We start from the raw sequence: 23,443 nt of genomic DNA, 5'->3' as shown, positions 1-23,443 counted from the left end.
GCTTTTTTATGGTTCTTCACCGCCCTGCAACTGCGATTCCCGACAGCAACGTGTGTGCGCACGCCGCAGTGTTGCCAAGCGTGGGATGGTGGGGCGGCGACAGGTCCCCCAGCAGAAAACCTGAACCGCCCTCCCCGCCACCCTGTCCACCTTCATGAGCCCGCTTCGCGCCGGCTCGCCCATCTCGGACATCCGTGCTCCACCCGGCCTTCCCGCAAGGCCCCTCCGAGTGCCACAGAACGAAGAGAGGACCACCCCATGAAACGCACTGCCCTGCTGCTCGGCGCCACCCTGCTGGCGTCCCCCCTGGCCTTCGCCGACGACCTCTGCACCCTCAACCTGCAGAAGATCAGCGACCAGCTCGCCACCGCCACCACCCTCGGCGATCCGCTCAAGCAGGAAGTTCAGGACCTGCGCGCCAAGGCCGAACAGGCCAAGACCCACGGCGACACCGAAGGCTGCATCAGCGCCTCGAACATGGCCCTGCAACGCCTGCAGCGCCCCAACACCGACGGCGGCAGCGCCGGCGCGTCGCAGTAGCGGCAGGTAGAAAGATTGCGAAAAGGCGGCCCGGCAGTACGCCGGGCCGCAGAGACGGTAAGGCCCCGCCCGCGCGGGGCTTACTCGTTGGTGCGGGCGGCGCGTTCCAGCAGGGACACGGCGAGCTGCCGCAGCTGCTGCAGGTCCACCGGCTTGGTCATGCAGGCATCGGCGCCCCGGCGGCGCGCCTCGGCCAGCAGGGCGTCGTCAGCCGCAGCGCTGACCACCATCACCGGCATGCCCTGCAGGTGGGCGGAGCGGCGCACCTGGTCGAGCACCTGCAGGCCGTCGCCGTCGGGCAGGTCCAGATCCAGCACCAGCAGCGCCGGGGTCATCTGGTCGAGGGTGGCGAGGGCGCGGCCGATGGAGCCGACCCCGCGCACGTCGGCCACTTCACGCAGCCCTTCCTTGAGCACCTTGAGGCAGGCCGGGTGGTCCTCGACGCAGAGCACTTCCGGCAGGGTGATCGCACCGATGTGCTCGTTGAGCGAGCCCTGGGGCTGGGGCGCGGCGGCGCTGGGCAGGTCGATCCAGAAGCGGCTGCCGACGCCGGGGGTGCTGCTGAAGCCGATGTGCCCGCCCATCAGCTCCGCCAGCTCGCGGCACAGCACCAGGCCGATGCCGGTCCCGGGGATGGTGGAGTTCTCCCGGCCCAGGCGCTGGAACGGCTGGAACAGCATGGCCTGCTGCTCTTCGCTGAGGCCCGAGCCGGTGTCGGCCACCCACAGGCGCACGCCGGTGGCGCGCACTTCGTAGCCGAGGCTGACCATGCCCTGGGGACTGTTGTACTTGACCGCGTTGGACAGCAGGTTGAGCAGCACCTGGCGCAGGCGGCGGGCATCGGCCATGACGAACAGCGCCGATTCGGGCGCGGCCATCATCTGCAGTTGCAGCTGGCGCGACTGCAGCTCGGGCTGGATCAGCTCGGCGCAACTGGTCAGCAGCGGGCCGATGTCCACCGGTTTGAGCTGCAGCTGCTGGCGACGGCTCTCGATGCTGGACAGGTCGAGGATGTCGTCCACCAGCGAGGTGAGGTGCCGGCTGGCGTTGACGATCTCCTGGGCGTACTCGCCCTCCTCCCGGCGCTCCTCGCGGCCTTCGGCATCCAGGGTGATGAGCTGGGCGAAGCCGTGGATGGCGTTGAGCGGGGTGCGCAGCTCGTGGCTCATGCTGGAGAGGAAGCGGCTCTTGGCCTGGCTGGCGGCCTGGGCCTCGCGGGTGGCGCGGCGCAGCTCCTCTTCCACCTCCTTGAGGCGGGTGATGTCCACGTGGGTGCCGGCCACCAGCTTGGCGTGGCCGTCGGCATCCCGCTCCAGCACCTTGCCGCGGCTGAGCAGCCAGGCGTATTGCCCATTGGCGTCGGCGAAGCGGTACTCGGCGTCGAAGTTCTCCTGCTCACCGGCGGAGAACTGGGTGCGCAGCTGGCGCAGCCGCTCGATGTCGTCGGGGTGCACGCGCTTGTTGAAGTCGGCCAGGCTGAGGTGGTCGCTGGGCAGCCCGAAGCGCCGGGCGAAGCGCCCGCTGATGCGGATGGTGTGGGCCTGCGGGTCGGTCTCCCAGATGCTCTCGGTGGTGCTCTCCAGCACCAGCTCCAGGTTGCGCTGGGCCTGGAAACGCTCCTGCTCGCTGGCCTGCAACTGGGCACCGGTGTGCTGCACTGCCTCGGCCATGTCGGCCAGCTCCTGGATGCCGCTCTGCGGCGCGGCGGGGTGGTAATCGCCACGGCCCAGGCTGCTCATCATCTCGACGATGCCGGACATGGGCACCGACAGCTCGTTGGACAGGCGCCGCGAGCGCGACCACATCCAGGCGAAGAACAGCGCGTAGAAGAAGGCCAGGCCGGCGATCAGCAGGTAGCCGATCTGCTGGTAGCGCGCGGCCAGGCGGTTGGTCTCGCTGTAGATGTTGGCCTCGTCCACCACCATCATCAGGCGCCAGCCGGTCTGCGGGATCTCGGCCCAGGCGACCATCTGCTTGCGCCCGCCCAGCACCACTTCCTGCACGTTGCCCTTGTCACCGCTCATGGCCGCCAGCAGCGGGCGCATCTCGGGGAAGCGGTCGAGCTTGAAGTCCGCCGGCTTGAGCATCTCGCGGCGCACCGCCTCCTCGTAGGAGTAGCTGGTGAGTTCGCGCAGGCTGAAGTCGCGCTCGCCGGCCTCGGGCAGCGCCATGATGCTGTTGTCGCGGCTCACCAGCATGGCGTAGCCCTGCCACGGCACCTTGAGGCCGCCGATCTCCTTGAGCATCTTGTCGACGGTGATGTCGAGGCCCACCACGCCATCGAGGAAGTCGCCGGTGTACACCGGAGCAATGGCGGACATCATCCAGCCCTGCCCGGCCGGGTCCAGGTAGACGTCGGTCCAGACCACGCGGCGCAGCGGGTTGTGGGTGGCGTCGGCGAGGTAATAGAAGTTGTAGTCGGGTATCACCATGTCATGGGGATACTGCTCGGGGGTCATGAAGAAGGGGTAGATACGGTTGTAGCTGTCCCAGGTGTTGAAGTATACCGCCGCCATCAGCGGGTCGGATTCGCGGATGGACTTCATCAGCGGGTCCAGCTGCGACAGGCGCATCACCTTCTCGCGGTCCTGCTGCGCCGGCGGGGTGCTGTTGGCATAGAAGGAGGCGGCACGACCGTCGTCGCTGCGGGTGTAGAACACCCCGTCCGGGGTCTGCGCGTGGCGCTGGCGCTCCAGGGCGTCGGGGCGGAAGTCCTCGTGGTGCAGCGCGCGGTAGGCGGCGTCGCGGTACATCCGCGTCAGCACCTCGATGCTGTGCAGGCGCCCGTCGATGATCTTGCCCTCGCGCACCACCGCGCTGCTCAGGTCCTCCAGCGCGCTGCGCTGCAGGTAGTCCACCTGCGCATCACGGATGGCGCCGTTGGTCAGCAGGTAGACGGCGATCAGCACCGACTCCACGAGGATCAGCGGAATCAGCGCGCTCTGCACGAACGCCCGCCAGATCCACTGGCGAAGGGGATGACGTGAACGCAGCATGGGACGCTCTCTGTAAGGGACACCCTGACGATAGCTGGCAATCATATGTCATGCGGCCAGCCCGCCCCCAATTATCGCGGGACTGTCGACGTTGCCCGGGTTTTGGCGTACGATGCGCCCCTGCTCTAGAGCGAGCATCGGGGCCGATTAGGATTCGACGCCGGTAACAAAACTCTAGGGGCATGCCGAGCTGGCAGCAGACCTCGTAAATCAGTTGCTGCACTTTAATAGTTGCCAACGACGACAACTACGCTCTGGCTGCTTAATGCGCCAGCAGTCGCTAGGGGATGCCTGTAAACCCGAAACGACTGTCAGATAGAACAGGATCGCCGCCAAGTTCGCTGTAGACGTAACGGCTAAAACTTATACAGCTCGCTCAAAGCACCCTGCCTGTCGGGCGGCAATGAGCTAACTCAGTAGACCAGGCTAAGCATGTAGTCCCGAAAGCGGAGAACTGGCGGACGGGGGTTCAAATCCCCCCGGCTCCACCAAATAAACCCCTGATTTTCCTAGAGAAATTCAGGGGTTTTTCTTTGGGTGTCGAAAAAGTGTCGAAAAACACAAGCCGAACACAAAAAGGAGGGTGGCAAAGCCACCCTCCAAAACAAAGCATCAGAAGTCGAATTTGAGCTGCCCCGGATGACTCCGGTAGTGGGCACAAACATCCTCCCACTTACCGAAACGGCGCCGCTTGTACTGGTGGACATACACCGTGCGGAAGCGATTTCCAGACCGCCGACGAGAAGTAGTCATGATCACTTCTCCTTCTTACGGCGGATGCGCAAGCGCCAGGCTTTCAAACCATAGGCATGCGCGTCCAAGAGGCGCTTACCGCACCGCCGATAGCGGCAGTACACGTACTCAAACTCATCAGTAGGTTCTTGCATGTTGGGCGTTTCCTATAAAAGGAAGCCCCTCAAGACCGAGGTGAGTTTTTACCTACCAACCCCTTGACCACTGAGGCCATCCAGGCCTACAAGAGATTGTGCGCGTTTATTCAGATGCGTATAGTAAGACCCCACCTCCAGTCCTGAAGGGCTTGAGCGTAGGCGTTTTGACAGACTTAGTTTTCCAGACCTGACTGTCTCTGCGCCGGATGATGCCCTTGCTACCGTAAGGTAGCGAGGGCGTTCTTTTTACTGGATATAAATCCAGCAATTTAAATGCTATCGAGACTCGTAAGAGCCGGTCAAGCATTTCCTCACATCGCACGAGCCTTTTACCTACAGGCTCGGTCCGAATACCTTCGGGAAGCGCCATTAAATTGCCATGTCGCATCGACGTGGACACAAGATATGCCCCCATTTACTGCATTGCAAGGTGAGGAGCACTGAACAAGCTGTGGATAAGTTGTGCGCGAAAATTTCGAGGCCATAAGGCTCAAGCCCTTGAGGCACTAGGCTTCTAGATGAGCTTTTTTTTTCGCCACCCACTTGAGCGTTTTTTGACCAACAAAAATACGGCACTACATGTTGTGTTGAGCGGAATCGCTTGTAAGTGGTCCGAATCGAAGGACGTCTCGCAGATGCTCAGGCGCCAGATGCGCATACCGCATCGTCATGGCGACGGTGGAGTGCCCAAGGATTTTCTGAAGGGTGAAGAGGTTGCCGCCGTTCTGGATGAAGTGGCTGGCGAAGGTGTGGCGCAGGACGTGGGCGGCCTGCCCTTTGGGGAGCTTGATGGTGGTTCGCTTCAAGGCCCAGCGGAAGGATGTGATGCACGACGTGAACTGCCCGTGTGTGCGCCAGTGCTTCCTGATCCGATCCGCCAGCTCCCTGGATATCGGGACAGAACGGACCTTGCCTGACTTGGTGCCGGCATAGGTGACAACATTCCCCTTAAGGCGGTTTGGGCGGAGCTTTTCGGCCTCCGACCATCTGGCCCCCGTGGCGAGGCAAAGCAGTGTCACCAGTTCTGTGTGGGGGTTCTCGCAGCCGGTGCAAATGGCGTCCAGCAGTTCGCCTATCTGGTCCTGAGTGAGCTAGGACAATTCACGCTCTTGCAGCTTGAGCGGCTTCACGCTTGCGAGTGGGTTGTCATAGTCGAGCTGGCCCAGGTCACGCAGTTCGTTGAACACGGCGCGGATGTAGCCGAGTTCGTTGTTCATCGTCTTCGGTGACACACCCGCATCGAGACGTTTACGCCGCATGGCGGAGTAGTCTGAAGCGTCGAGATGCCTTGCAATCGGGTTACGCAGACGAACAGCCACCTGCTCCAGCTTGGAGAGACGACGCTTTCCGTCCCGGAGTGAGTGCCCGTGCAGGTTGTACCAGAGGCTGATCAACTCAGAGAGCCGGCGACGATCCTTCGGTTTGGGTGTCCACGAAGGGGCCTCGATAACCCTGGCACGGCAAGTTGCTTCGAAGCGCTGTGAATCGCCCCAGACCATGCAAGTCATACAGCTAGGCGAGGCGGGAAGTTGATCTATGAGCGTGTAGCGACTGGCTCGACTAGAAGCACCCAGGCGCCGCGGGCGCAGAGTTCACTGCTATTGGTTGCGGAATAGCATTGCCCTTGACCACCGATTGCATCGGATTTGACCACCACGCTCGGCGTGGCCATGACCGAAAGAGAACGACTCGAACATGCTAATGATCAGTTGGAAGTGCATATCGAACAGCTCCGCAAATTGCACCTACAACCCCACAAAACCAGTAAATATTTGAAGCATTATTAAAGTCACTCAGCAGTAGTTTTGAAGCGATTGCCGCAGTGATTCCGGCTGCTCCCCCGAGGATCGCGCCCATCCCCCACCACATATAAGTAAGGCTGCTTAATCTGACTGTTATGGCTTGAAAAATAACAAAAATCACACCAGTTAGAGCGGCCACAGGCCCTCCCATCATGAATGCCGCCATAAGAGTAAAAGGGAATACCAGAGCTTCAAGACTGCCTCGAAATAAGATCAACAGACCGATGATTGGGCCAACTATTGTGAATATTAGTATGGATAGGGCACCGGATTTCATGGTTGCATTCCTTGGCACGGCAGTGAACCGATCGGGCCTCAAACTATAGCGGCATAGGCAGGAGAAGGCACCAGCGTCAAAAGAGGATCGCGGTAGCCGAGTTCAAAGCATATGAGAACTAGGCTACGACTCATCAAATACAGTTCGGAACCGTCGTGGTTTCATCAGGCAATTCTCTGGCACCTTTCACCACGGGTTATCCGAGTCACATAACTCGTGCAGCAACTTTTTACATCAGAACATCCTTTACTGCGCTTGCACTGATCCCGCTTTTTCTTTGGGCCCTCGACTAGCTTTTGCCATACTGCCGCTCCCAATTCCCAGGATGGAGATGCCCCATGACACTGACGTTGGATGCCGCCAAGGCCATACGGGACGGCGGGATCGATGCGCTGGCGGCGCTGAACGACCTGCTCCAGGAGGCACTCCCGCACCTGACGGAGGCGCAGCAGGACGACCTGACCCGGATCACCGGCAAAGCCATGGGCATGATCGTCATGGACCTCATCAACCCGGCGGTGAAGGCCTATCCCGAGCTGGAGCCGGAGCAGAAGACCTGGAAGGCCGTAGCCCGGGAAACAGCCTCAAGGCGCGCAGCCCAGGCGCAAGCCTGACCACAGCCTCCCCTGCCCGCCCACAAAAAAAGACGTCCGAGGACGTCTTTTTTCAAGCCCGCATCCACCAGCACGGACGGGGCGCGGAGCCCCGCCCGCCGGCACTCAGTGCAGGGCCGCCTCGCCACGGGAAGTGACCATGCGGGTGAACAGGCGGTTGGCGTTGCCCAGGGACATCAGGTGGGCATAGATCCAGCCGAGGAAGCCGGTCTTGTGCAGCTCCAGCACCTGGGCATCGTCCAGGGCGAGGAACTTCTCCTCGTCCACCGCCAGGAAGTCCGACAGCACGAAGGTCTCCCCGCTGGAGTGGGTCAGTTGCAGGGTGCGCTTGGCCAGCAGGCCCAGTTCCTCGAGCTTGAGGACGAACAGCCGGGTGCGCTCCATCTCGGCGGAGAAGTTCTGCAGGAAGTCGATCATCTCGTCGAGGAACGCGCTGTTGCCGCCCTCCTCCACGAACAGCTCACGGCCCTCACCCTCGTTCCAGCCTTCATAGGCCGCGTCGAAGCACACGGTGAAATTGTGGGCATCGTCCTGAGCCAGCACGAACGGGTAGCGCCGCACGAAGGCCGGGATGTAGGTGTCCGCCTGCCAGCGCTGCTGCGCGTCGAGGTAGCTGTTGGTGCCTTCCTTCAGGCCGAGCAGGGCGATGGGCACCAGGCGCTCGCCTTCGCCGATGAACAGGATCGGGTAGTGCGGCGCCGCCTGGAAGAATTCCAGGCCGGCCAGAGGGACCAGGTGGGTGGAACCGGCAAAGCCGCAATGCTCCATGGCACGCAGCTTGAGCGCCTTGTGCTCGTCGCGGTTGAGGGCCTGGATGTCCTTGTAGAGCAGCAGGGTGGTCATGGGTATCTCCGTTGCATCACTCAATGCGGTGCCAACCGGGCCAGCGGCTGCCCGCAGCCAGGTCCGGCACCACGTCCTTGAAGGGTGGCGACCACAGGGCCGGCACTGAAAGGCAGGCCCCGGTTGAAGCGGATAGCGACGCGTTGCAGGCCAACACCGGCAAGACCGAGCGCCACGGCCCGGCCGTGATCGAACAACGCGAACGGTTCGCCGACGCCCACCCTAGCGCCGAAGCATTGCAAGATTGCACGCCGAAACCCGAAGCGAAATACCCGCTCGAAAACTCTGCCTCAGCAAACGGCCTTTCCCGTGTCTCCGCCAACAAGCTGCGGGAAACAAGGCCGCCTATACCCGCCAGGTAGGCTTCACACCGATTCAGCAGGAACAGATGGTGTTGAGCTATGTGCAACAGCATGGGCAGATCAAGCGGGCGGAAGTAATGGAGCTTTGTCGACTTTCCGAGGATCAGGCGTGGCAGTTACTGAAGCGCCTGATGGTGGGGGAAAAGCTGGTCAAGCATGGCGAGCGGCGGTGGAGTTTCTATACCTTGCCCGGCGCAGATTGATACACGGCGATATACGTCTTTCTATGCGCGTCTATGCGGTTCTATACGCTTGCGTATACGCATAGCGACGCGCTCACCCGCCCAACAGGTATCCATGGCCCACCACCTCTTCGAGTTCGCCAACCGCACCCTTCGCCTGCATGACGTGGACGTCGTGTTGGTCCGTCACCTGCTCGAACAGGGGGCGGCGGCGATTGGGCAGCACGCATTGGCCGAGAGCCTTCGCCAGTGGGAGTGGCTCGGGCCGGGTGTGTGGGTAGGTATCGATGAGTCGGTACTTGTGCTGCACCCGGCGGTGTTCCCGGCTGCTGCCCAGGTCCTGGCGGGATTCGGGCCGGTCATTCCGCTGGCATACGTGCGGGAGGCCATGCCCGAGTTGGGCCCGACGTCCGATCTTGCAACCCCTCCGATCCTCAGTGCGCTGCGGACGCTCGAAGGGCTATTCCAGTAGCCCGCCCCCTACCTCAACTCCACCACCCTCGCCTCGGTATCCGGGTAGTAGATCGTCAGGGCGTTGTCGTCGGCGTCGGTGACCAGCCAGGGGTGGGTGAGGTAGGTGTCGAAGCGCTGGCGTTGGCCGGCGCGCAGTTCCTTGTAGAGGACGCGTTGGCCTTCGTAGTTGAGCCAGTACAGCTTGCGGGTGGCGCGGCTGTGGTTGATGAAGGTAATGACAGTCGTCTGCTCGCCACTGATGGAGTAGGCGAGGTTCTTGGTTTCGGCTTCGTGCAGGGTGGCGGCCAGCAGGGGGTGGCTGGCCAGCATCAGCAGTGCGAGGCACCAGGCGCGTTTCATGGGGGCTGTCCTTGGGCGCGGGATGCGCCGGGTCGGGAGGGCAGGATATGCGCTCCCGCTTTCGCCCGGCGTGCAGGCCGCCACAAATGCGTGGGGCGCCCGGCGCTTCAGTCGCTCGGGTTCAGGGGCAGCAGGGTGCGGATGGTGTCCCAGAAGATTTCGTCCGGGAAGTCGCCGCCGTTGACGGCGTCCATGACGAGGAAGTGGCCGCTCTCATACACCCCGGCCATTGGCACGACGAGCCCGAGCACGTGGTAGGTGCCCCAGGTGGACGTGGACTCGGCGGCCCAGCGCAGTTCCATGACCACGGTCTGGCCGAGATAGTCCAGCGCGGCAGCGGCGTTGGACACGGGAAGTGCCTGCATCCGAGATCCCTCCTTGGGTACGCGCCCAGGCTGGCCTTCACCCGCAAGGGGCGGGTTTACCTCCACAGCCCATGGCTTTTATTGCACTATGTTCAACTTTTCGGGGTACGCAGCTCCCGGCACAAGCCAGGAACCTGCGTACATTACAACGGATAATACATTTTGTACGGTATTTTTGTACAGTACAAATGACACGCTATAGATCGATATGGAATCAATAGACGATCGGATCAGAGCTCTCGTCGACATCACCGGCCTGGATGAGCTGGTGAGAACGACGGACATCAGCGGCACCCGCTGGAGAACGGTTCGCTACGACAAGCGCACCCGCATCAGTACCCAGGAAATGACGGCCCTCGTGCAGCTCTACCCGCAGTACGCGCTGTGGCTCGCCAGTGGCGAGATCATCCCCGAGAAGGGCCAGACCAGCCCGGCCCACGACGCCCAGGCCGCCGCCCCCGCCGAGTAATCCCCCCTCCTCCTCCGCCGTTGCGCCATCCGACAGGCTGCGCACGGCGCTGGGTTACCATGCGCGCCTTTTCGTTCTGCTGGCGGCTGGCCCCTATGTCTTCCAACGCGCTCTACACCGACCTCTCCGCCTACTACGACCTGATGTGCGCGGACATCGACTACCAGGCCCAGAGCCATTGCGTGCGGCGCCTGCACCAGCTGTTCGGCACCTCCGGGCGGCGGCACCTGGACCTGGCCTGCGGGACGGGGCCCCATGTGCGGCACTTCCTCGATTTCGGCTACGCCAGCGCCGGCCTGGACATCAACCAGCCGATGCTGGACCTGGCCCGGCTGCGCTGCCCCGAGGCACGGTTCAGCCGGCAGGACATGGCCAGCTTCACGGTGGACGCGCCCCAGGACCTGATCACCTGCTTCCTCTATTCCCTGCACTACAACCCCGGCCTGGCGCCGTTGCAGGCCTGCCTGGAGCAGGTGCACGGGGCGCTGGCGGCGGGCGGGGTGTTCTGCTTCAACACGGTGGACAAGCGGCAGATCGACAACCAGTCCTTCGTGCGCCATTCGGTGGAGCACGAGGGCAGCGCCTTCACCTTCGGTTCCGGCTGGTTCTACCGGGGCGAGGGGGAGCAGCAGGCGCTGCGCCTGTGCATCGAGAAGACCACCGACGGCGTCACCCAGCGCTGGGAGGATGAGCACCCGATGGTCGCCACCGGCTTCGACGAGTTGCAGCAGCTGCTGGCGCCGCGCTTCGAGGTGCAGGTGTTCGAGCACGACTACGAGCGCATCACCCCCTGGGACGGTCGCTCCGGCAATGCGCTGTTCGTCTGCGTGAAGCGCTGAGCGCGCGCCTCACCCCGCTGCGCTGACCACCCAGGCGACCCGGCGCAGGGCGCGCTCCAGGGTCGCCAGGTCCACCGAGCCGAGGGCCACGCGCAGGGCGTGGGGCACATGGGGCGCGGTGCAGAAGGGTTCGGCGGTGGAGACGGCGATGCCCTCCTCCAGCAGGGCCTGGGTGATGCGGTCGGCCCGCGCCGCTTCCGGCAGCGGCAGCCAGCGGAAGTAGGAGGCCGGGTGGCCGAGGTGCTCGATGCCGGCCAGCGCCTGGGCCGCGAGGGCCTGGCGGGCGCGGGCGTCGTCACGCTTCTGCGCCTCCAGGCGGGCCACGGTGCCGTCTTCCAGCCAGGCGCAGGCCAGGGCGGTGATCAGCCCCGGGGTATTCCAGGTGGTGGCGCGCAGGCTGCGCTCCAGGCTCGGCACCCAGCCTTCGGGAGCGGCGACGAAGCCGATGCGCAGCCCGGTGGCGAGGCTCTTGGACAGGCCCGAGACGTACAGGGTGCGCGCCGGGGCGAGCGCGGCCAGGGGCGGCGGCGGGTCCTCGGCCAGGTAGGCGTAGGCGGCATCTTCGATCAGCAGCAGGTCATGGGCCTCGGCCAGGGCCACCAGGCGCTGCCGGGTGGCCAGCGGCAACACCCAGCCCAGGGGGTTGTGCAGGGTCGGCATGCTGTAGAGCGCACGCACCGGCCGGCGCCGGCACAGCTGCGCCAGGGCGTCCAGGTCCGGCCCGTCGGGCTTGGCGGGTACGGCCACCACCTCCAGGTGCAGGGCTTCGGCCAGCACCTTGAAGCCGGGGTAGGTCAGCGCATCCGCCGCCACCACGTCGCCGGGCCGCAGCCGGGCCATGAGGCTGATCGCCAGGCCGTGCTGGGCGCCGCTCACCAGCAGCACCTGGGCGGCCTCCACGCTCAGCCCGCGCTGCTGCAGGTGCCGCGCCACCACGGCGCGCTCATGGGGGCGACCGGCGTGGGGCTGGTAGCGCAGCAGCGCTTCCAGGTCGCCGGAAAGCGCCAGTTGCCGCAGGGCGGTGCGCAGCAGTTCGGCCTGGCCGGGGAGCGTGGGGTAGTTGAAGTTGAGGTCGGCCACCCCGGCCGAGACGCCGGGCTGGTCCACCCCGTGCCCCGGCGGCAGGGCCAGCTCGCGGACGAAGGTGCCGCGCCCGGTCTCGCCGCTCACCAGGCCCATCTGTTCCAGCTCGGCGTAGATGCGCGTGGCAGTGGCCAGGGCGACGCCTTCACGCCGGGCCAGCTCGCGGTGGGTGGGCAGGCGGGTGCCGGGCGGCAGTTCGCCGCTGCGGATCTGCCGGGCCAGGGCATCGACGACGGCCTTGTAGCGGGAGCGGGGCATGGGCGCTGTATCCATGACAATTATTTGAGCGTATCAACCACTGGATCGTACGGTGACGGCGCCCAAACAGCGAGGAGCCCGTCGTGGAACGCACCGTCACCCCCTCTTCCCCCACCCGTCCCCTGGCCGGCAGCGGCTGGCTGAACGGCCTGATCGGCGTGCTGATCTTCAGCGGTTCGCTGCCCGCCACCCGCGTGGCCGTGCTGGAGTTCGATCCGCTGTTCCTCACCGTGGCGCGGGCCAGCCTGGCCGGGCTGCTGGCGCTGGCGTTGCTGCTGGCGGCCGGGGCGCCGCGCCCTTCCCGTAGCCAGCTGCTGCCGCTGGCGGTGGTGGCGCTGGGCGTGGTGGTGGGCTTCCCGCTGCTCACAGCGCTGGCGCTGCAAACGGTGACCTCGGCGCACTCCATCGTCTTTCTCGGCCTGCTGCCGCTGGCCACGGCGGCCTTCGGCGTGCTGCGCGGCGGCGAGCGGCCGCGCCCGGCGTTCTGGGGCTTCTCGGTGCTGGGCAGCCTGCTGGTGGTGGGCTTCGCCGTGGCCCAGGGACTGACGGCCTCGCCCCGTGGCGACCTGCTGATGCTGCTGGCCATCGTGGTGTGCGGGCTGGGTTATGCCGAGGGGGCGCGGCTGTCGCGCAGCCTGGGCGGCTGGCAGGTGATCTGCTGGGCGCTGGTGCTGGCGCTGCCGGTGATGCTGGCGCTGGCCCTGTACCGCCTGCCGGCGAGCGTTGCCGGCATCACGCTGCCGGCCTGGCTGAGCCTGGGCTATGTGTCGCTGTTCAGCATGCTGATCGGCTTCGTGTTCTGGTACCGGGGCCTGGCCCAGGGCGGCATCGCGGCGGTGGGGCAGTTGCAGCTGCTGCAGCCCTTCTTCGGCCTGGCCCTGGCGGCCGGCCTGCTGGGGGAGGCGGTGAGCCCGGCGATGCTGGGGGTGACGGTGGCGGTGATTCTCTGTGTGGCCGGGGCGCGGCGCTTCGCCCGGTGAAAAACGGGCTGCGTGGCCGCTGCCGCGGCTTCGCTCACGTTTCTCGACAGCCGATTGGTAAGGCTCTATCTGCGTTAAGAGTTGCCAGGAGGTTTTTGGCCAAGCCGATTGCCGAGTTTTGCTGAGGGTTTCTGTTTCGCCTTGCCAGGCGAGTTTCTTTTTTCAGTCGCCAAAAAAGAAACCAAAAAGGCTTGCCCCTGCATACGGGTCTGGCTTCGCCAGACTTCCCTCACTCCATCATCGTTCCAGGGGCCCGCGCTGACGGGCCATCCCTGGCCCGGCAGCGCTCTCGCGACATCCATGTCGCTCAACCCCCTCCACGATGACTCCGCTCGGCCTCCTGAAAGGGGCGTTTGGTCGCTGCTCCAACGTCTTCGCCAGAATCTTCATCGGTGCGCGCATCACCTTCGGGGCGCAGTGGCCTCCGTAGGGTGGTGAAACGCAGTGGGCATCACAGGAAGCCTTAAATACCCCAGGAAGCACCGTACTTGAGCCTTCGCATTGAGTTCACAACAGCAACGCAGACAGAGCCATTGGTAAAGGGCTCCCCAGGGTATGGCGGGCCTGCCAGACTGCGCACCTCTCCCCTCTCCAGGCCCTGCCATGTCCACCACCGCGACCCGCCGCTGGTTCGGCGACCGTTTCAGTGAGCTGCATCCCCAACTCCAGCACCTGCACAGCCACGGCGGGCGCCTGCTGGGCGAGGTGACCATCAGCTACGGCCAGGGGCTGGCGGGGGTGCTGGGGCGGCGCCTGGCGAAGAAGATGCGCTTCCCCGGCCCCGGCGCGCACCGCCTGGAGGTGACCATCGCCCACCAGGACGCGGCGCTGTTGTGGTCCCGCAGCTTCGACGGGCAGGCGCCGCTCACGTCCCACTTCGCGCCGGTGGGCTGCCTGGCCGAGGGCGGCCACTGGGTGGAGTCCACCGGGCCGCTGCGCCTGCTGCTGACGGTGGACGTGATCGACGGGGGCTGGTTCTGGCGCTGCCTGGGCATTCGCCTGTGGGGCCTGCCGCTGCCCCGCGCGCTGCTGCCGCGCACCGATGCCTACAAGCGCATCGAGGCCGGCCGCTACCGCTTCCATGTGGCCTTCTCGCTGCCGCTGCTGGGGCCGCTGGTGACCTACGAGGGGCTGCTGGAGGCGGCGGGCTGAATCGCGGTTGAAACGACGGGCCGGCGACCAGGGCCGGCCCGCCGGGCTCAGGGTGCCGGCAGCGCCAGCACGTGGCCGATGCGCGGGTCGGCGCGGCCGTCGAGCACGTCGCGGTAGACCTGCTCCACCGCCTCGGCGCCGGAGCCTTCCTGCACCTGCAGCCAGTGCCCGGCAAAGGTGAGGAACTGCGTCCAGCAATCCGCCAGGCGCGCCTGGAAGCCGGGGCCGCCCCACTCCTTGAGGCGCTTCTCGGCCTGGCTGGGGGCGAAGAACAGCGTCGGCCGGGGGCCGGGCAGGTCACGGGGCAGGCCGCCGCGCTGGTCCCAATGGGCGGCGCCCACCAGGCAGCTGTAGCGCAGCTGCTCGCCCAGCAGGCGGTGCAGGTGGCCGAGCAGTTCGCCGTTGCCGGCGAAGTCCACGGTCAGGGTGGGGACCTCGGCGCCCAGCTCGGCCACCTCGTCATAGCCGATCACCCGGTCGTAGCAGCCCAGGCCCTCGACGAAGGCGCGGTTACCGGCGGAGGTCAGCCCCACCACTTCGTAGCCGCCCCGGGCCTCGCGCTGGCGGTGCAGCAGTTCGGCCAGGCCGATGGCGGTCTTGCTGGAGGCGCTGGTGAGCACCACGCGACGGGCGCCGAACAGCTGGTTGTCGGCAAGGAAGTCGTCCAGCAGGAAGGAGGTGGTGAACAGCGGGCGCAGCAGCATCTGCAGCGCTTCGCTGCCGGTGGCGTAGAGCGGGTCGCGGGCGCAGCGCAGGTACTGGTTGTAGATCACCGGCAGCGGCCGGCGGTGCTCGGCGCCGTCGAGGAAACCGCCCTCGCGCACCTGGGCCGGCTCCACCACCAGGTGGCTGGACATGGGGAAGTAGCCGTAGACGCGCTCGCCCACGGCGATGCCGTCGCAGGCGCTGGCCTCCACCTCGGCGAAGCCCCACACCGGGACCTTGCCCCAGCCCTCGGGGGCGGGGAAGAAGCGCCAGTAGTGCAGGCTCTCGCCCATGGCGGCGTAGGTGACGTTGTTGGCGGTGAAGGCGAAGTGGTCGAGGCGCAGGCGCACCTGCCCCGGCGCCAGGGCTTCGGCCAGCGGGCTGGCCTGGCACTGGCAGCGGGTGAGGTCGTGGCGGTCGACGAGGAAGTCGAGTTGCTCGGCCATGGTCAGTCCTCGAGGCGGAAGGTGAGGCCGGCGTGGGCGGTGAGCCGCCGGATCAGCGCCTCGCCCATGGCCGGGGCGGTGGTCCAGATGCCGCCGGGGGTCTGGGTGGCGTCGCGCAGCAGGCACAGGGCGCTCTCGGTGATCATCCGCGAGGTGGAGCCGTAGCCGGGGTCGCGCTGGCCGGTGACGCCGGCGCGCAGGGTGCGCCCGTCCGCCGTTTCGCCGACGAACAGCAGGTCGTAGTGGCCGCTCTCGCGCTCCTCGCGGGTCGGGCCTTCGCCGGGTTTGGGGGCGCTGTCGCTGGCCAGGGAGCGGTCCGCCGCCACGGCTTCGGCGATGGCCTTGCCCTTGTCGCCGGGGCCGGTGAGGAGCATCTCGTCGTAGACGAAGTCGGCGCCGTAGGCATGCCCGAGGAGGAAGTTGGAGCGGTGCACGTTGCGGGTGTTGATGGCCGCCATGATGAAGGGCGCGGCCCAGCTGCCGAGGGCTTCGTCGTAGGCGGGGCGGTCCCCGGCCGGTTGTGCCGGGCCGTTGAAGCCGGGGGCCAGGGCGAAGGGGTTGACCAGCAGCTGCAGCACCGAGGGGTCGGCCTTGGCGGCGGCCAGGGTGGCCTTGAGGCTGGCGGCGGTGCCGCCGGAGAAGGTGCCCTTGAGCTGGCGCACGCGGCCCTTGATGCGCTGCAGCGGAACGCCGAAGCGCGCCTTGGCGGCCTGCTGGAGGAAGAACACGCCGAGGTCGAAGGGGATGGAGTCGAACCCGCAGGAGAACACGATGCGCGCCCCGCTCTGCTGCGCGGCGGCGCTGTGGGCGTCGATCATGCGGCGCATCCAGGCCGGCTCGCCGCAGAGGTCGACGTAGTCCACCCCGGCCTCGGCGCAGGCCGCCACCAGGGGCTCGCCGTAGAGCTGGTAGGGGCCGACGGTGGTGAGCACGGCGCGGGTGCGCGCCACCAGGGCGCGCAGGCTGGCGGCGTCGTTGGTGTCGGCCACCACCAGGGGGGTGTCGGCCGGGGCGCCGATCTCGTCCCGCACCGCCGCCAGCTTGGCCAGGTCACGCCCGGCCATGGCCCAGCGCAGGGCGCTGTCGTTGCCGTAGGCCTGCACGAGGTATTCGGCCACCAGCCGGCCGGTGTAGCCGGAGGCGCCGAAGACAATCAGGTCGAACTCAGCCGTCTTTTTCATCGCGGTGTCCTTGCACGGGGGAAACCCCAGACGCTAGGCGCGGCCCCGGGTGCCGTCAATTTCAAGGAACGCGGGGAATCACGGGGCATAAGCGCGGGCGAGCACGACGGGTATTGCAGGATACATATGGATTTCCATATATTCGCCCTCCCATATATCCGGACCCTGCCGCCATGATCGCCCCACCCGACCTGTTCAAGTGCCTGGCCGACCCGACGCGGGCCCGCGCGACGCTGCTCATCGCCCAGGAGGGCGAGCTGTGCGTATGCGAGCTGGTGTGCGCGCTGGGGGACAGCCAGCCGAAGATCAGCCGCCACCTGGCGCAACTGCGCGCCGCCGGGCTGCTGCTGGATCGCCGCCAGGGCCAGTGGGTGTACTACCGGCTGAACCCCGCCCTGCCCGCCTGGGTGGGCGAGCTGCTGGAGGTGGCGCTGCGCGGTGCGGCCGAGTGGCTGGCGGCGGACGCGGCGCGGCTGCACGGCATGGAAGGGCGTCCGGGGCAGGCCGCCGCCTGCTGCCCGGCGTGCTGAGGAGGTGGCCATGCTGATTGCCCTGGCGGTCTTTCTCTTCACCCTGCTGCTGGTCATCTGGCAGCCGCGCGGGCTGGGCGTGGGCTGGAGCGCGAGCCTGGGGGCGCTGATCGCCCTGGCGGTGGGTGCGGTGTCGCTGCAGGACATCCCCACCGTGTGGGCCATCGTCTGGAACGCCACGGCCACCTTCATCGCGGTGATCGTCATCAGCCTGCTGCTGGACGAGGCCGGCTTCTTCGAGTGGGCGGCGCTGCACGTGGCGCGCTGGGCCAAGGGCAGCGGGGCGCGGCTGTTCGCCTACTGCATCCTGCTGGGGGCGGCGGTGTCGGCGCTGTTCGCCAACGACGGTGCGGCACTGATCCTCACCCCCATCGTCATGTCGATGCTGCTGGCGCTGCGCTTCTCCCCGGCCACCACCCTGGCCTTCGTGATGGCGGCGGGCTTCATCGCCGACACCGCGAGCCTGCCGCTGGTGGTGTCGAACCTGGTGAACATCGTCTCTGCCGACTACTTCGGCCTGGGCTTCGCCGAGTACGCCTCGGTGATGGTGCCGGTGAACCTGGCCAGCGTGGCGGCGACCCTGGCGGTGCTGTACCTGTTCTTCCGCCGCGACATCCCCGCGCGCTACCCGGTGGAGGCGCTGAAGGCCCCCGAGGCGGCCATCCGCGACCGCGCCACCTTCGTCACCGGCGGCTGGATGCTGCTGGTGCTGCTGGTCGGGCTGTTCGCCCTGGAGCCGCTCGGCGTGCCCATTAGCGCGGTGGCGGCGGCCTGTGCGGTGCTGCTGTTCATCGTCGCCGCGCGGGGCCATGTGATCGCCACGCGCAAGGTGCTGCGCGAGGCGCCCTGGCAGGTGGTGGTGTTCTCCCTGGGCATGTACCTGGTGGTCTACGGGCTGAAGAACGCCGGCCTCACCGACGGCCTCACCGCCCTGCTCGACCGCTTCGCCGAACACGGCGTGTGGGGCGCGGCGCTGGGTACCGGACTGCTTTCGGCGGGCTTGTCGTCGGTGATGAACAACATGCCCAGCGTGCTGGTGGGGGCGCTGTCGATCCAGGCCAGCGCCAGCGAGGGCGTGGTGCGCGAGGCGATGATCTACGCCAACGTCATCGGCTGCGACCTGGGGCCGAAGATCACCCCCATCGGCAGCCTCGCCACCCTGCTCTGGCTCCACGTGCTGGCGCGCAAGGGCGTGCGCATCACCTGGGGCTACTACTTCCGCGTGGGCATCCTGCTGACCCTGCCGGTGCTGCTCATCACCCTCTCCGCCCTGGCCCTGCGCCTGGGGCTCTGACCTTGCGAGAACCCACCATGCGCGTCCTGTTCATGTGCACCGCCAACAGCTGCCGCAGCATCCTCTCCGAGGCGCTGTTCAACCACCTCGCCCCGGACGGCTTCGAGGCGGTGAGCGCCGGCAGCCACCCCAAAGGCCAGGTGCTGCCGCGCAGCCTGACCACCCTCGCCCGCGCCGGCATCGCCACCGACGGCTTGAGCAGCAAGGGTAACGACGCCTTCGAACACAACCCGCCGGACATCGTGGTGACCGTGTGCGACAACGCCGCCGGCGAAGCCTGCCCGGTCTACTTCGGCCCGGCGCTGAAGACCCACTGGGGCCTGGCCGACCCGTCCGACGTGCAGGGAAGCGACGCCGAGGTAGACGCCGCCTTCGACGCCACCCTGCAACGCATCGAAGCCCGCTGCCGCGCCTTCTTCGCCCTGCCCTTCGCCCAACTCGACCGCCCCGCCCTGCAAGCCGAACTCGACCGCATCGGCCGGCTTTGAAGCCGGCCGGGTAGATGGAAAAAACGTCATCCCCAAATCGCATCCCCCGGGCCCGCGTAGGGTGGATTGCGCTTCATCGATCCACCATTTCCCTGGGCTGAAGCCCAGGCTACGGGGGCGTCACCACGGGGTTTGGGGAGCACGGGCTCAGCCGCGATTGGTGGATGGGAAGAGCGCCATCCACCCTAAGCACGCAACGCTCCCGCGCGGGGACCGATGCGGTTCGCCGAGCTCACCGCATCCTACGGACCTGCCTAGGGCTACGTGGGCATTGCCACGTGGTTCGTAGGATGTGCTGAGGCACGAAGCGCATCACGCCAAGGTACGCACCGGTACCGCGATGGCTCCCGGTCCGGATTACAGGCTTCAACTCACCAGCAGCCGGGTTGGCATCAGCGCGCAAACACCGCCGGCTCGCCAGAGCCGCAAGTAGCGAGCCAGATCGATGTCCAGGTCGAAAAGGGGTTGGGCGATGTACCAGGCCAGGTAGTAATCGGCGGCCAACCCATAAAGCGCTTCATGCAGCCCATAGGCCGCCTCGGTATGCAGCGTCTTTCGTGCACGGATTTCGTCCCCGAGCCGGTCGAACACCCAAAGCTCGGGAATGTCCTGCATTCGTGCGGCATGAACCTCGTCGCGGGTGGCGGCAACAACCTTCGCGGTACGGCAGATCGCCGCCAGCTCCTCGTCTCCAAAGGCCTCGCATACCCGCGCCAGCTCGCGCAGCCAAGCCTCTCCGAGTGACAGACGTTCGGCCAGACGGCTCTCCTTTCGGGGCAGCAGGTAGAGCGCATTCTCCAGCGTCCCTGACGAGATGACGTCCCAGGCTCTTCGGCTCATTTCGTCCGCGTCGGGGAAGTAGCGAAATACCTGGCGAATGGCCTCGGGGTCACGGCATGCCTTGAGCAAGCCGAGAAAGTGGCTCTTGTCGAACGACGCCCGCCCTTCGCAGAAGGCGCACCAGTCCTCCAGCAAGGAAGTCATGGGCGGCACCCTGCGAGCCTGCGCACGGGCCGCTCACTCCTGATCGAGGTAGGCAATCCGCGTAGCGCCTCCGCTTTGTAGAATGAGGCCCGCACGAACGTCCGGAAGCAGGACTGCGCGGGAGCGTTCAGTGTTGGCCTTGTAGCGCCAGGCGACGCCGTTGCGGAGGTCTACCAGCTCGATACGACCCCGTGTCGACTCGGTTCCTGCCAGTACCATCCAGGGCTCACCAGGGGTATGGGAGGCCCAGTTGAGGGTCTGCAGGGAAATGGGGAACCGACGCAGAGGCTTCAGCTCCTGAGGGTCCCATTCCACCACTTCACCCAATACGTCCCGCCCGACACCTTCCGGGATACGGTTCGCTGCCACCAAGCGCCGGTCGTCATCGAACCACGCCAGGTCGAGCACATCGCTGCGAGGCGCACTGTTGTAGGGGTCAGCCTGCTTGATGACTTCCAGCCTGGGCACTTCGTCTTCGCCCACGACCAGACGCAAGGTGAATACCTTGCCGTCGCCACCACCCACCGCGATCAAGCCGTTTGTGGCGTTGACAGCCAGTGCCGTGATCAGGCTGGTTTTCAACGACAAGCGGGTACCCACTCCTTTCCGCTGAGCGAAGTCATAGAGAAGCAGGTCAGACGTGTCGCTGATCAGGAAGAGGTGCTTCTGCGGCAGCGCAGCCAACGGGCCTGGCGCCCATAGGCCCGACACGGTTGCACGCAGCTCTCCGGTGGCGGCATCCCAGATACGAACGCCGGAGCTCGGGTCAATGGCATTGTTATCGAAGCGCGAGGCACTCAGCACGATGCCATCGTCATGGCCAAAGGCCAGGAACTCCGGTCGCGCCGGATGCCCCTGCACGGCAATGCGGCGCCCGGATTCGCGAGTGCTCCAGATTTCCACACGCCCGCTCTCACGCCCTACAGCCAACACCCCGAGTTGCGCATCGAACTGAGCGGTCGAGGCGGAGTCATCTCCGCGCTTGTTCACATCGATGAATGTCTGGATGAAGGACGGGTCCACGGGTTCGCTACAGGCCAGCAGCCCAGCACCCAGGAGGCCTCCCAGAACCAGCCGCAATGACAGGCGCGCGACACGTCGACACCAGGTCTTACATTGCATATCCCTTGCTCCAAAAGCTTCCCTGAAGGTCGCGACACTATCACGCTCGCCGGCCGTCACAACGGAACCTTTGCACCTTTCCGCGCCATCGCTGATCCGCCATTCACAACACGTCTCCGGGCTTGGGTCTCGCGGGGACCGATGCGGTTCGCCGAACTCACCGCATCCTACGGATCCGCCTGTGCCTGGGGTATGACGACGGTGTTCCGTCCACCTGCCTGCTGTGGAACAGCCGATCAACAGCCTGCCCTGCGGGGCAACAGGCCGGTGACCACGGCGGAGCTGTGGAAAACACCCTGAACGCCACAGGGCATGGGGCTCTGGAGCCTGCGGCACGGCCCCTGCAAAAGGGAGGTGGACGACCGCTACGGTCCCTTGTCACCCCAGGAGCCCTTCCATGACTGCCCAGCAAAAGACCCTGCCCGCCGCCCTGTCCACCGGTACAGACTACGAGGCGCTGGCCCAGCGCTTCCGCCCGATCTTCGCGCGCATCGCCGAGGGCGCGGTGGCCCGCGAGCGCGAGCGCACCCTGCCCTACGAACCCATCCGCTGGCTGAAGGAGGCCGGCTTCGGCGCGGTGCGCATCCCGGTGGCCTTCGGCGGCGCGGGGGCTTCGCTGCCGCAGCTGTTCCAGTTGCTGATCGAGCTGGCCGAGGCGGACTCCAACGTGCCCCAGGCGCTGCGTGGCCACTTCGCCTTCGTCGAGGACCGCCTCAACGCCCAGGCCCATGCGTCCCAGGCCTTGTGGTTCGAGCGCTTCGTCGCCGGTGACCTGGTGGGCTGCGCCTGGACCGAGGTGGGTGCGGTGAAGATCGGCGACGTGGTCACCCGGGTCAGCCGCAAGGGCGACCAGTGGGTGGTCAACGGCACCAAGTACTACAGCACCGGCAGCCTGTTCTCCGACTGGATCGACCTGTTCGCCCGCCGCGACGACAACGGCCGCGACGTGATCGCCGCCATCAGCACCCACCAGGCCGGTGTGCAGCAGCAGGATGACTGGGACGGTTTCGGCCAGCGCACCACCGGCAGCGGCACTTCGGTGCTCAAGGATGCGGTGGTGGAGGAAGCCAACCTGATCGACTTCGCCGAGCGCTTCCGCTACCAGACGGCGTTCTACCAGCTGGTGCTGCTGGCGGTGCTGGCCGGTTCCGGGCGTGGCGCCCTGCGGGACTTCGCCGGCGAGGTGAGTCGCCGTACCCGGGTGTTCAGCCACGGCAACGCCTCGGCGGTGAGCGAGGACCCGCAGGTGCAGCAGGTGATCGGCAAGGCCTCCGGCCAGGTCTACGCCGCCGAGGCGGCCACCCTGCGCGCGGCGGAGGCCGCCCAGCGGGCCTACCTGGCGCACTTCGCCGGGGACGATGAGGCCGAGCGCCTGGCCAACGTGCATGCCGAACTGGAGTCGGCCCAGGCCCAGGTGGCCGCTGTGGAGCTGGTGCTGCGCGCCACCAGCGACCTGTTCAACGCCCTCGGCGCCTCGGCCACCAGCGTCAGCCGTCAGCTCGACCGCCACTGGCGCAACGCCCGCACGGCGGCCTCCCACAACCCGGTGATCTACAAGGAGCGCATCGTCGGCGACTGGCACATCAACGGCACCGAACCGCCCTATGTGTGGCAGATCGGCGGTGGTAGCCGCCAGGGGTGAGCGTGCCGGGGCAGTGATTCCGTGCAGGGAGCGATGCGGTTCGCTGAGCTCACCGCATCCTACGGACCCGCCCGGGATACGCGGGCATCGCCACGTGGTCCGTAGGATGTGCTGAGGCACGAAGCGCATCGCGCCGAGACACGAAAACGCCCCGGGGCGGTGCGGTGGGGCGGTATCAGAGCCGGCCCAGCCGTAGGGTGGATCGCGCTTCATCGATCCACCGCCTCCCGGGCTGAAGCCCGGACTACGAAGGCATTGCCACACGGTTTATGGGTACGGTTCGAGGGCTTACCACGGGGCAAGGGGCCAGCCGCCTTTGGTGGATGGAAAAAGCGCCATCCACCCTTGTATCTCGACTACAGCCCCACCCCAGGGGCATAGTCCCCGACTGATCATCGGGGGAGGGATAGGAAGCCGTGTCCACCCTTAGGCCGCGAGCCTGCAACGTAGATAGTGCTCCGCCCCTCCACACTCACTCGAACAGCCCGAACGGTATCCAGAGCCTTGAGCTCGCATTCACAAGGTTGGGCCGGGTGCAGTGATGATCGCGTCTGAACGGATCGAGAGGAGAATCCATGCCCAGCGT

General features: G+C 66.3%; 24 protein-coding genes and 1 other RNA gene. 13 read left to right on the top strand and 12 right to left on the bottom strand.

Annotated elements, in window-relative coordinates:
- The first annotated feature begins 258 nt into the window (after positions 1-258).
- Positions 259-540, top strand: a complete 282-nt coding sequence (locus tag SZ55_RS25550) for a hypothetical protein (protein WP_044413662.1) — start codon at positions 259-261, stop codon at positions 538-540.
- A gap of 80 nt (positions 541-620) precedes the next feature.
- Here SZ55_RS25550 and SZ55_RS25545 read toward each other — a convergent pair whose 3' ends face one another.
- Complete coding sequence (locus SZ55_RS25545; protein WP_044413660.1) at positions 621-3,536, bottom strand: sensor histidine kinase; 2,916 nt, start codon at positions 3,534-3,536, stop codon at positions 621-623.
- A 139-nt stretch (positions 3,537-3,675) separates the two neighbouring features.
- Here SZ55_RS25545 and ssrA point away from each other — a divergent pair.
- Positions 3,676-4,027: a transfer-messenger RNA gene (gene ssrA / locus SZ55_RS27795) on the top strand.
- Between the two features lie 974 nt (positions 4,028-5,001).
- Here the strand turns inward: ssrA and SZ55_RS28765 are convergent.
- From SZ55_RS28765 to SZ55_RS28230, 3 genes are all read right to left on the bottom strand, one after another.
- Entirely contained in the window at positions 5,002-5,481 is a 480-nt protein-coding gene (locus SZ55_RS28765; protein ID WP_236692493.1) for a tyrosine-type recombinase/integrase, read from the bottom strand.
- Positions 5,482-5,517: 36 nt separating this feature from the next.
- Positions 5,518-5,925: a phage integrase gene (locus SZ55_RS28760; protein WP_236692491.1), complete on the bottom strand. Its 408-nt coding sequence runs from the start codon at positions 5,923-5,925 to the stop codon at positions 5,518-5,520.
- A gap of 199 nt (positions 5,926-6,124) precedes the next feature.
- Complete coding sequence (locus tag SZ55_RS28230; RefSeq protein WP_152644550.1) at positions 6,125-6,505, bottom strand: hypothetical protein; 381 nt, start codon at positions 6,503-6,505, stop codon at positions 6,125-6,127.
- A 338-nt stretch (positions 6,506-6,843) separates the two neighbouring features.
- Here SZ55_RS28230 and SZ55_RS25535 point away from each other — a divergent pair, with 338 nt between their 5' ends.
- Positions 6,844-7,119, top strand: a complete 276-nt coding sequence (locus SZ55_RS25535) for a hypothetical protein (protein WP_044413657.1) — start codon at positions 6,844-6,846, stop codon at positions 7,117-7,119.
- A gap of 105 nt (positions 7,120-7,224) precedes the next feature.
- On the opposite strand, the gene SZ55_RS25530 is transcribed toward SZ55_RS25535, so the two are convergent.
- Positions 7,225-7,962 carry a SapC family protein gene (locus tag SZ55_RS25530; protein ID WP_044413653.1) on the bottom strand — a complete coding sequence of 246 codons (738 nt, stop codon included), beginning with the start codon at positions 7,960-7,962 and terminating at the stop codon, positions 7,225-7,227.
- 244 nt (positions 7,963-8,206) lie between these two features.
- Between SZ55_RS25530 and SZ55_RS27790 the strand changes: the two genes are divergently transcribed.
- The gene (locus SZ55_RS27790; RefSeq protein ID WP_232060764.1) at positions 8,207-8,527 is read left to right on the top strand and encodes a hypothetical protein; all 321 of its coding nucleotides are present in this window, start codon (positions 8,207-8,209) and stop codon (positions 8,525-8,527) included.
- Between the two features lie 94 nt (positions 8,528-8,621).
- Positions 8,622-8,978 (top strand): hypothetical protein, encoded by a 357-nt coding sequence (locus SZ55_RS25525; protein WP_044413650.1) that lies wholly within the window; start codon positions 8,622-8,624, stop codon positions 8,976-8,978.
- Positions 8,979-8,986: 8 nt separating this feature from the next.
- Here SZ55_RS25525 and SZ55_RS25520 read toward each other — a convergent pair whose 3' ends face one another.
- Together SZ55_RS25520 and SZ55_RS25515 are read right to left on the bottom strand one after the other, a co-directional pair.
- Positions 8,987-9,319 (bottom strand): VHL beta domain-containing protein, encoded by a 333-nt coding sequence (locus SZ55_RS25520; RefSeq protein WP_052807671.1) that lies wholly within the window; start codon positions 9,317-9,319, stop codon positions 8,987-8,989.
- A 107-nt stretch (positions 9,320-9,426) separates the two neighbouring features.
- The gene (locus tag SZ55_RS25515; protein WP_044413646.1) at positions 9,427-9,684 is read right to left on the bottom strand and encodes a hypothetical protein; all 258 of its coding nucleotides are present in this window, start codon (positions 9,682-9,684) and stop codon (positions 9,427-9,429) included.
- A gap of 208 nt (positions 9,685-9,892) precedes the next feature.
- On the opposite strand from SZ55_RS25515, the gene SZ55_RS25510 reads away from it, so the two are divergent.
- Together SZ55_RS25510 and SZ55_RS25505 are read left to right on the top strand one after the other, a co-directional pair.
- The gene (locus SZ55_RS25510) at positions 9,893-10,153 is read left to right on the top strand and encodes a hypothetical protein (protein WP_044413643.1); all 261 of its coding nucleotides are present in this window, start codon (positions 9,893-9,895) and stop codon (positions 10,151-10,153) included.
- A gap of 95 nt (positions 10,154-10,248) precedes the next feature.
- Positions 10,249-10,992 (top strand): class I SAM-dependent DNA methyltransferase, encoded by a 744-nt coding sequence (locus SZ55_RS25505; RefSeq protein WP_044413641.1) that lies wholly within the window; start codon positions 10,249-10,251, stop codon positions 10,990-10,992.
- A 9-nt stretch (positions 10,993-11,001) separates the two neighbouring features.
- On the opposite strand, the gene SZ55_RS25500 is transcribed toward SZ55_RS25505, so the two are convergent.
- Positions 11,002-12,333, bottom strand: coding sequence for an aminotransferase-like domain-containing protein (locus tag SZ55_RS25500; protein WP_044413639.1), 1,332 nt, complete (start codon positions 12,331-12,333; stop codon positions 11,002-11,004).
- Positions 12,334-12,416: 83 nt separating this feature from the next.
- On the opposite strand from SZ55_RS25500, the gene SZ55_RS25495 reads away from it, so the two are divergent.
- Positions 12,417-13,313, top strand: coding sequence for a DMT family transporter (locus SZ55_RS25495; RefSeq protein WP_044413637.1), 897 nt, complete (start codon positions 12,417-12,419; stop codon positions 13,311-13,313).
- A gap of 603 nt (positions 13,314-13,916) precedes the next feature.
- Positions 13,917-14,465, top strand: coding sequence for a DUF4166 domain-containing protein (locus tag SZ55_RS25490; protein WP_044413634.1), 549 nt, complete (start codon positions 13,917-13,919; stop codon positions 14,463-14,465).
- Between the two features lie 47 nt (positions 14,466-14,512).
- Here the strand turns inward: SZ55_RS25490 and SZ55_RS25485 are convergent, their stop codons facing one another.
- Together SZ55_RS25485 and SZ55_RS25480 are read right to left on the bottom strand one after the other, a co-directional pair.
- Positions 14,513-15,616 carry a DUF2855 family protein gene (locus SZ55_RS25485; protein ID WP_044413631.1) on the bottom strand — a complete coding sequence of 368 codons (1,104 nt, stop codon included), beginning with the start codon at positions 15,614-15,616 and terminating at the stop codon, positions 14,513-14,515.
- A 2-nt stretch (positions 15,617-15,618) separates the two neighbouring features.
- The gene (locus SZ55_RS25480; protein ID WP_044413628.1) at positions 15,619-16,797 is read right to left on the bottom strand and encodes a saccharopine dehydrogenase family protein; all 1,179 of its coding nucleotides are present in this window, start codon (positions 16,795-16,797) and stop codon (positions 15,619-15,621) included.
- 173 nt (positions 16,798-16,970) lie between these two features.
- Here SZ55_RS25480 and SZ55_RS25475 point away from each other — a divergent pair, with 173 nt between their 5' ends.
- From SZ55_RS25475 to SZ55_RS25465, 3 genes are read left to right on the top strand one after another with little or no spacing between them, the layout of a single operon-like run.
- Complete coding sequence (locus tag SZ55_RS25475; protein ID WP_044413626.1) at positions 16,971-17,327, top strand: metalloregulator ArsR/SmtB family transcription factor; 357 nt, start codon at positions 16,971-16,973, stop codon at positions 17,325-17,327.
- Positions 17,328-17,337: 10 nt separating this feature from the next.
- Positions 17,338-18,621 carry an arsenic transporter gene (locus SZ55_RS25470; protein WP_044413624.1) on the top strand — a complete coding sequence of 428 codons (1,284 nt, stop codon included), beginning with the start codon at positions 17,338-17,340 and terminating at the stop codon, positions 18,619-18,621.
- Between the two features lie 17 nt (positions 18,622-18,638).
- Positions 18,639-19,109, top strand: coding sequence for an arsenate reductase ArsC (locus tag SZ55_RS25465; RefSeq protein ID WP_044413622.1), 471 nt, complete (start codon positions 18,639-18,641; stop codon positions 19,107-19,109).
- Between the two features lie 366 nt (positions 19,110-19,475).
- Here the strand turns inward: SZ55_RS25465 and SZ55_RS25460 are convergent, their stop codons facing one another.
- Positions 19,476-20,093 (bottom strand): hypothetical protein, encoded by a 618-nt coding sequence (locus tag SZ55_RS25460; protein ID WP_044413620.1) that lies wholly within the window; start codon positions 20,091-20,093, stop codon positions 19,476-19,478.
- 33 nt (positions 20,094-20,126) lie between these two features.
- Entirely contained in the window at positions 20,127-21,116 is a 990-nt protein-coding gene (locus SZ55_RS25455) for a hypothetical protein (protein WP_152644549.1), read from the bottom strand.
- Positions 21,117-21,612: 496 nt separating this feature from the next.
- On the opposite strand from SZ55_RS25455, the gene SZ55_RS25450 reads away from it, so the two are divergent.
- On the top strand, positions 21,613-22,857 hold the full coding sequence (locus SZ55_RS25450) for an acyl-CoA dehydrogenase family protein (protein WP_044413615.1): 1,245 nt from the start codon (positions 21,613-21,615) through the stop codon (positions 22,855-22,857).
- Positions 22,858-23,443 lie beyond the last annotated feature (586 nt).

Source organism: Pseudomonas sp. FeS53a (genome assembly GCF_000931385.1).
Classification (GTDB): Bacteria; Pseudomonadota; Gammaproteobacteria; order Pseudomonadales; family Pseudomonadaceae; genus Metapseudomonas; species Metapseudomonas otitidis.
Note: the sequence above shows the minus strand (reverse complement) of the source record. Positions and strands in the feature narration are given on the sequence as shown.

Excerpts from the sequence above, each read along its gene's own strand:
- SZ55_RS25460 (WP_044413620.1), bottom strand. The coding sequence starts at position 20,093 with ATGACTTCCTTGCTGGAGGACTGGTGCGCCTTCTGCGAAGGGCGGGCG.
- SZ55_RS25520 (WP_052807671.1), bottom strand. The coding sequence starts at position 9,319 with ATGAAACGCGCCTGGTGCCTCGCACTGCTGATGCTGGCCAGCCACCCC.
- SZ55_RS25545 (WP_044413660.1), bottom strand. The coding sequence starts at position 3,536 with ATGCTGCGTTCACGTCATCCCCTTCGCCAGTGGATCTGGCGGGCGTTC.
- SZ55_RS25490 (WP_044413634.1), top strand. The coding sequence starts at position 13,917 with ATGTCCACCACCGCGACCCGCCGCTGGTTCGGCGACCGTTTCAGTGAG.
- SZ55_RS25525 (WP_044413650.1), top strand. The coding sequence starts at position 8,622 with ATGGCCCACCACCTCTTCGAGTTCGCCAACCGCACCCTTCGCCTGCAT.
- SZ55_RS25535 (WP_044413657.1), top strand. The coding sequence starts at position 6,844 with ATGACACTGACGTTGGATGCCGCCAAGGCCATACGGGACGGCGGGATC.
- SZ55_RS25485 (WP_044413631.1), bottom strand. The coding sequence starts at position 15,616 with ATGGCCGAGCAACTCGACTTCCTCGTCGACCGCCACGACCTCACCCGC.
- SZ55_RS25465 (WP_044413622.1), top strand. The coding sequence starts at position 18,639 with ATGCGCGTCCTGTTCATGTGCACCGCCAACAGCTGCCGCAGCATCCTC.
- SZ55_RS25480 (WP_044413628.1), bottom strand. The coding sequence starts at position 16,797 with ATGAAAAAGACGGCTGAGTTCGACCTGATTGTCTTCGGCGCCTCCGGC.
- SZ55_RS25550 (WP_044413662.1), top strand. The coding sequence starts at position 259 with ATGAAACGCACTGCCCTGCTGCTCGGCGCCACCCTGCTGGCGTCCCCC.
- SZ55_RS25505 (WP_044413641.1), top strand. The coding sequence starts at position 10,249 with ATGTCTTCCAACGCGCTCTACACCGACCTCTCCGCCTACTACGACCTG.
- SZ55_RS25515 (WP_044413646.1), bottom strand. The coding sequence starts at position 9,684 with ATGCAGGCACTTCCCGTGTCCAACGCCGCTGCCGCGCTGGACTATCTC.
- SZ55_RS25470 (WP_044413624.1), top strand. The coding sequence starts at position 17,338 with ATGCTGATTGCCCTGGCGGTCTTTCTCTTCACCCTGCTGCTGGTCATC.
- SZ55_RS25500 (WP_044413639.1), bottom strand. The coding sequence starts at position 12,333 with ATGCCCCGCTCCCGCTACAAGGCCGTCGTCGATGCCCTGGCCCGGCAG.
- SZ55_RS25510 (WP_044413643.1), top strand. The coding sequence starts at position 9,893 with ATGGAATCAATAGACGATCGGATCAGAGCTCTCGTCGACATCACCGGC.
- SZ55_RS25450 (WP_044413615.1), top strand. The coding sequence starts at position 21,613 with ATGACTGCCCAGCAAAAGACCCTGCCCGCCGCCCTGTCCACCGGTACA.
- SZ55_RS25530 (WP_044413653.1), bottom strand. The coding sequence starts at position 7,962 with ATGACCACCCTGCTGCTCTACAAGGACATCCAGGCCCTCAACCGCGAC.
- SZ55_RS28760 (WP_236692491.1), bottom strand. The coding sequence starts at position 5,925 with ATGGTCTGGGGCGATTCACAGCGCTTCGAAGCAACTTGCCGTGCCAGG.
- SZ55_RS25475 (WP_044413626.1), top strand. The coding sequence starts at position 16,971 with ATGATCGCCCCACCCGACCTGTTCAAGTGCCTGGCCGACCCGACGCGG.
- SZ55_RS28230 (WP_152644550.1), bottom strand. The coding sequence starts at position 6,505 with ATGAAATCCGGTGCCCTATCCATACTAATATTCACAATAGTTGGCCCA.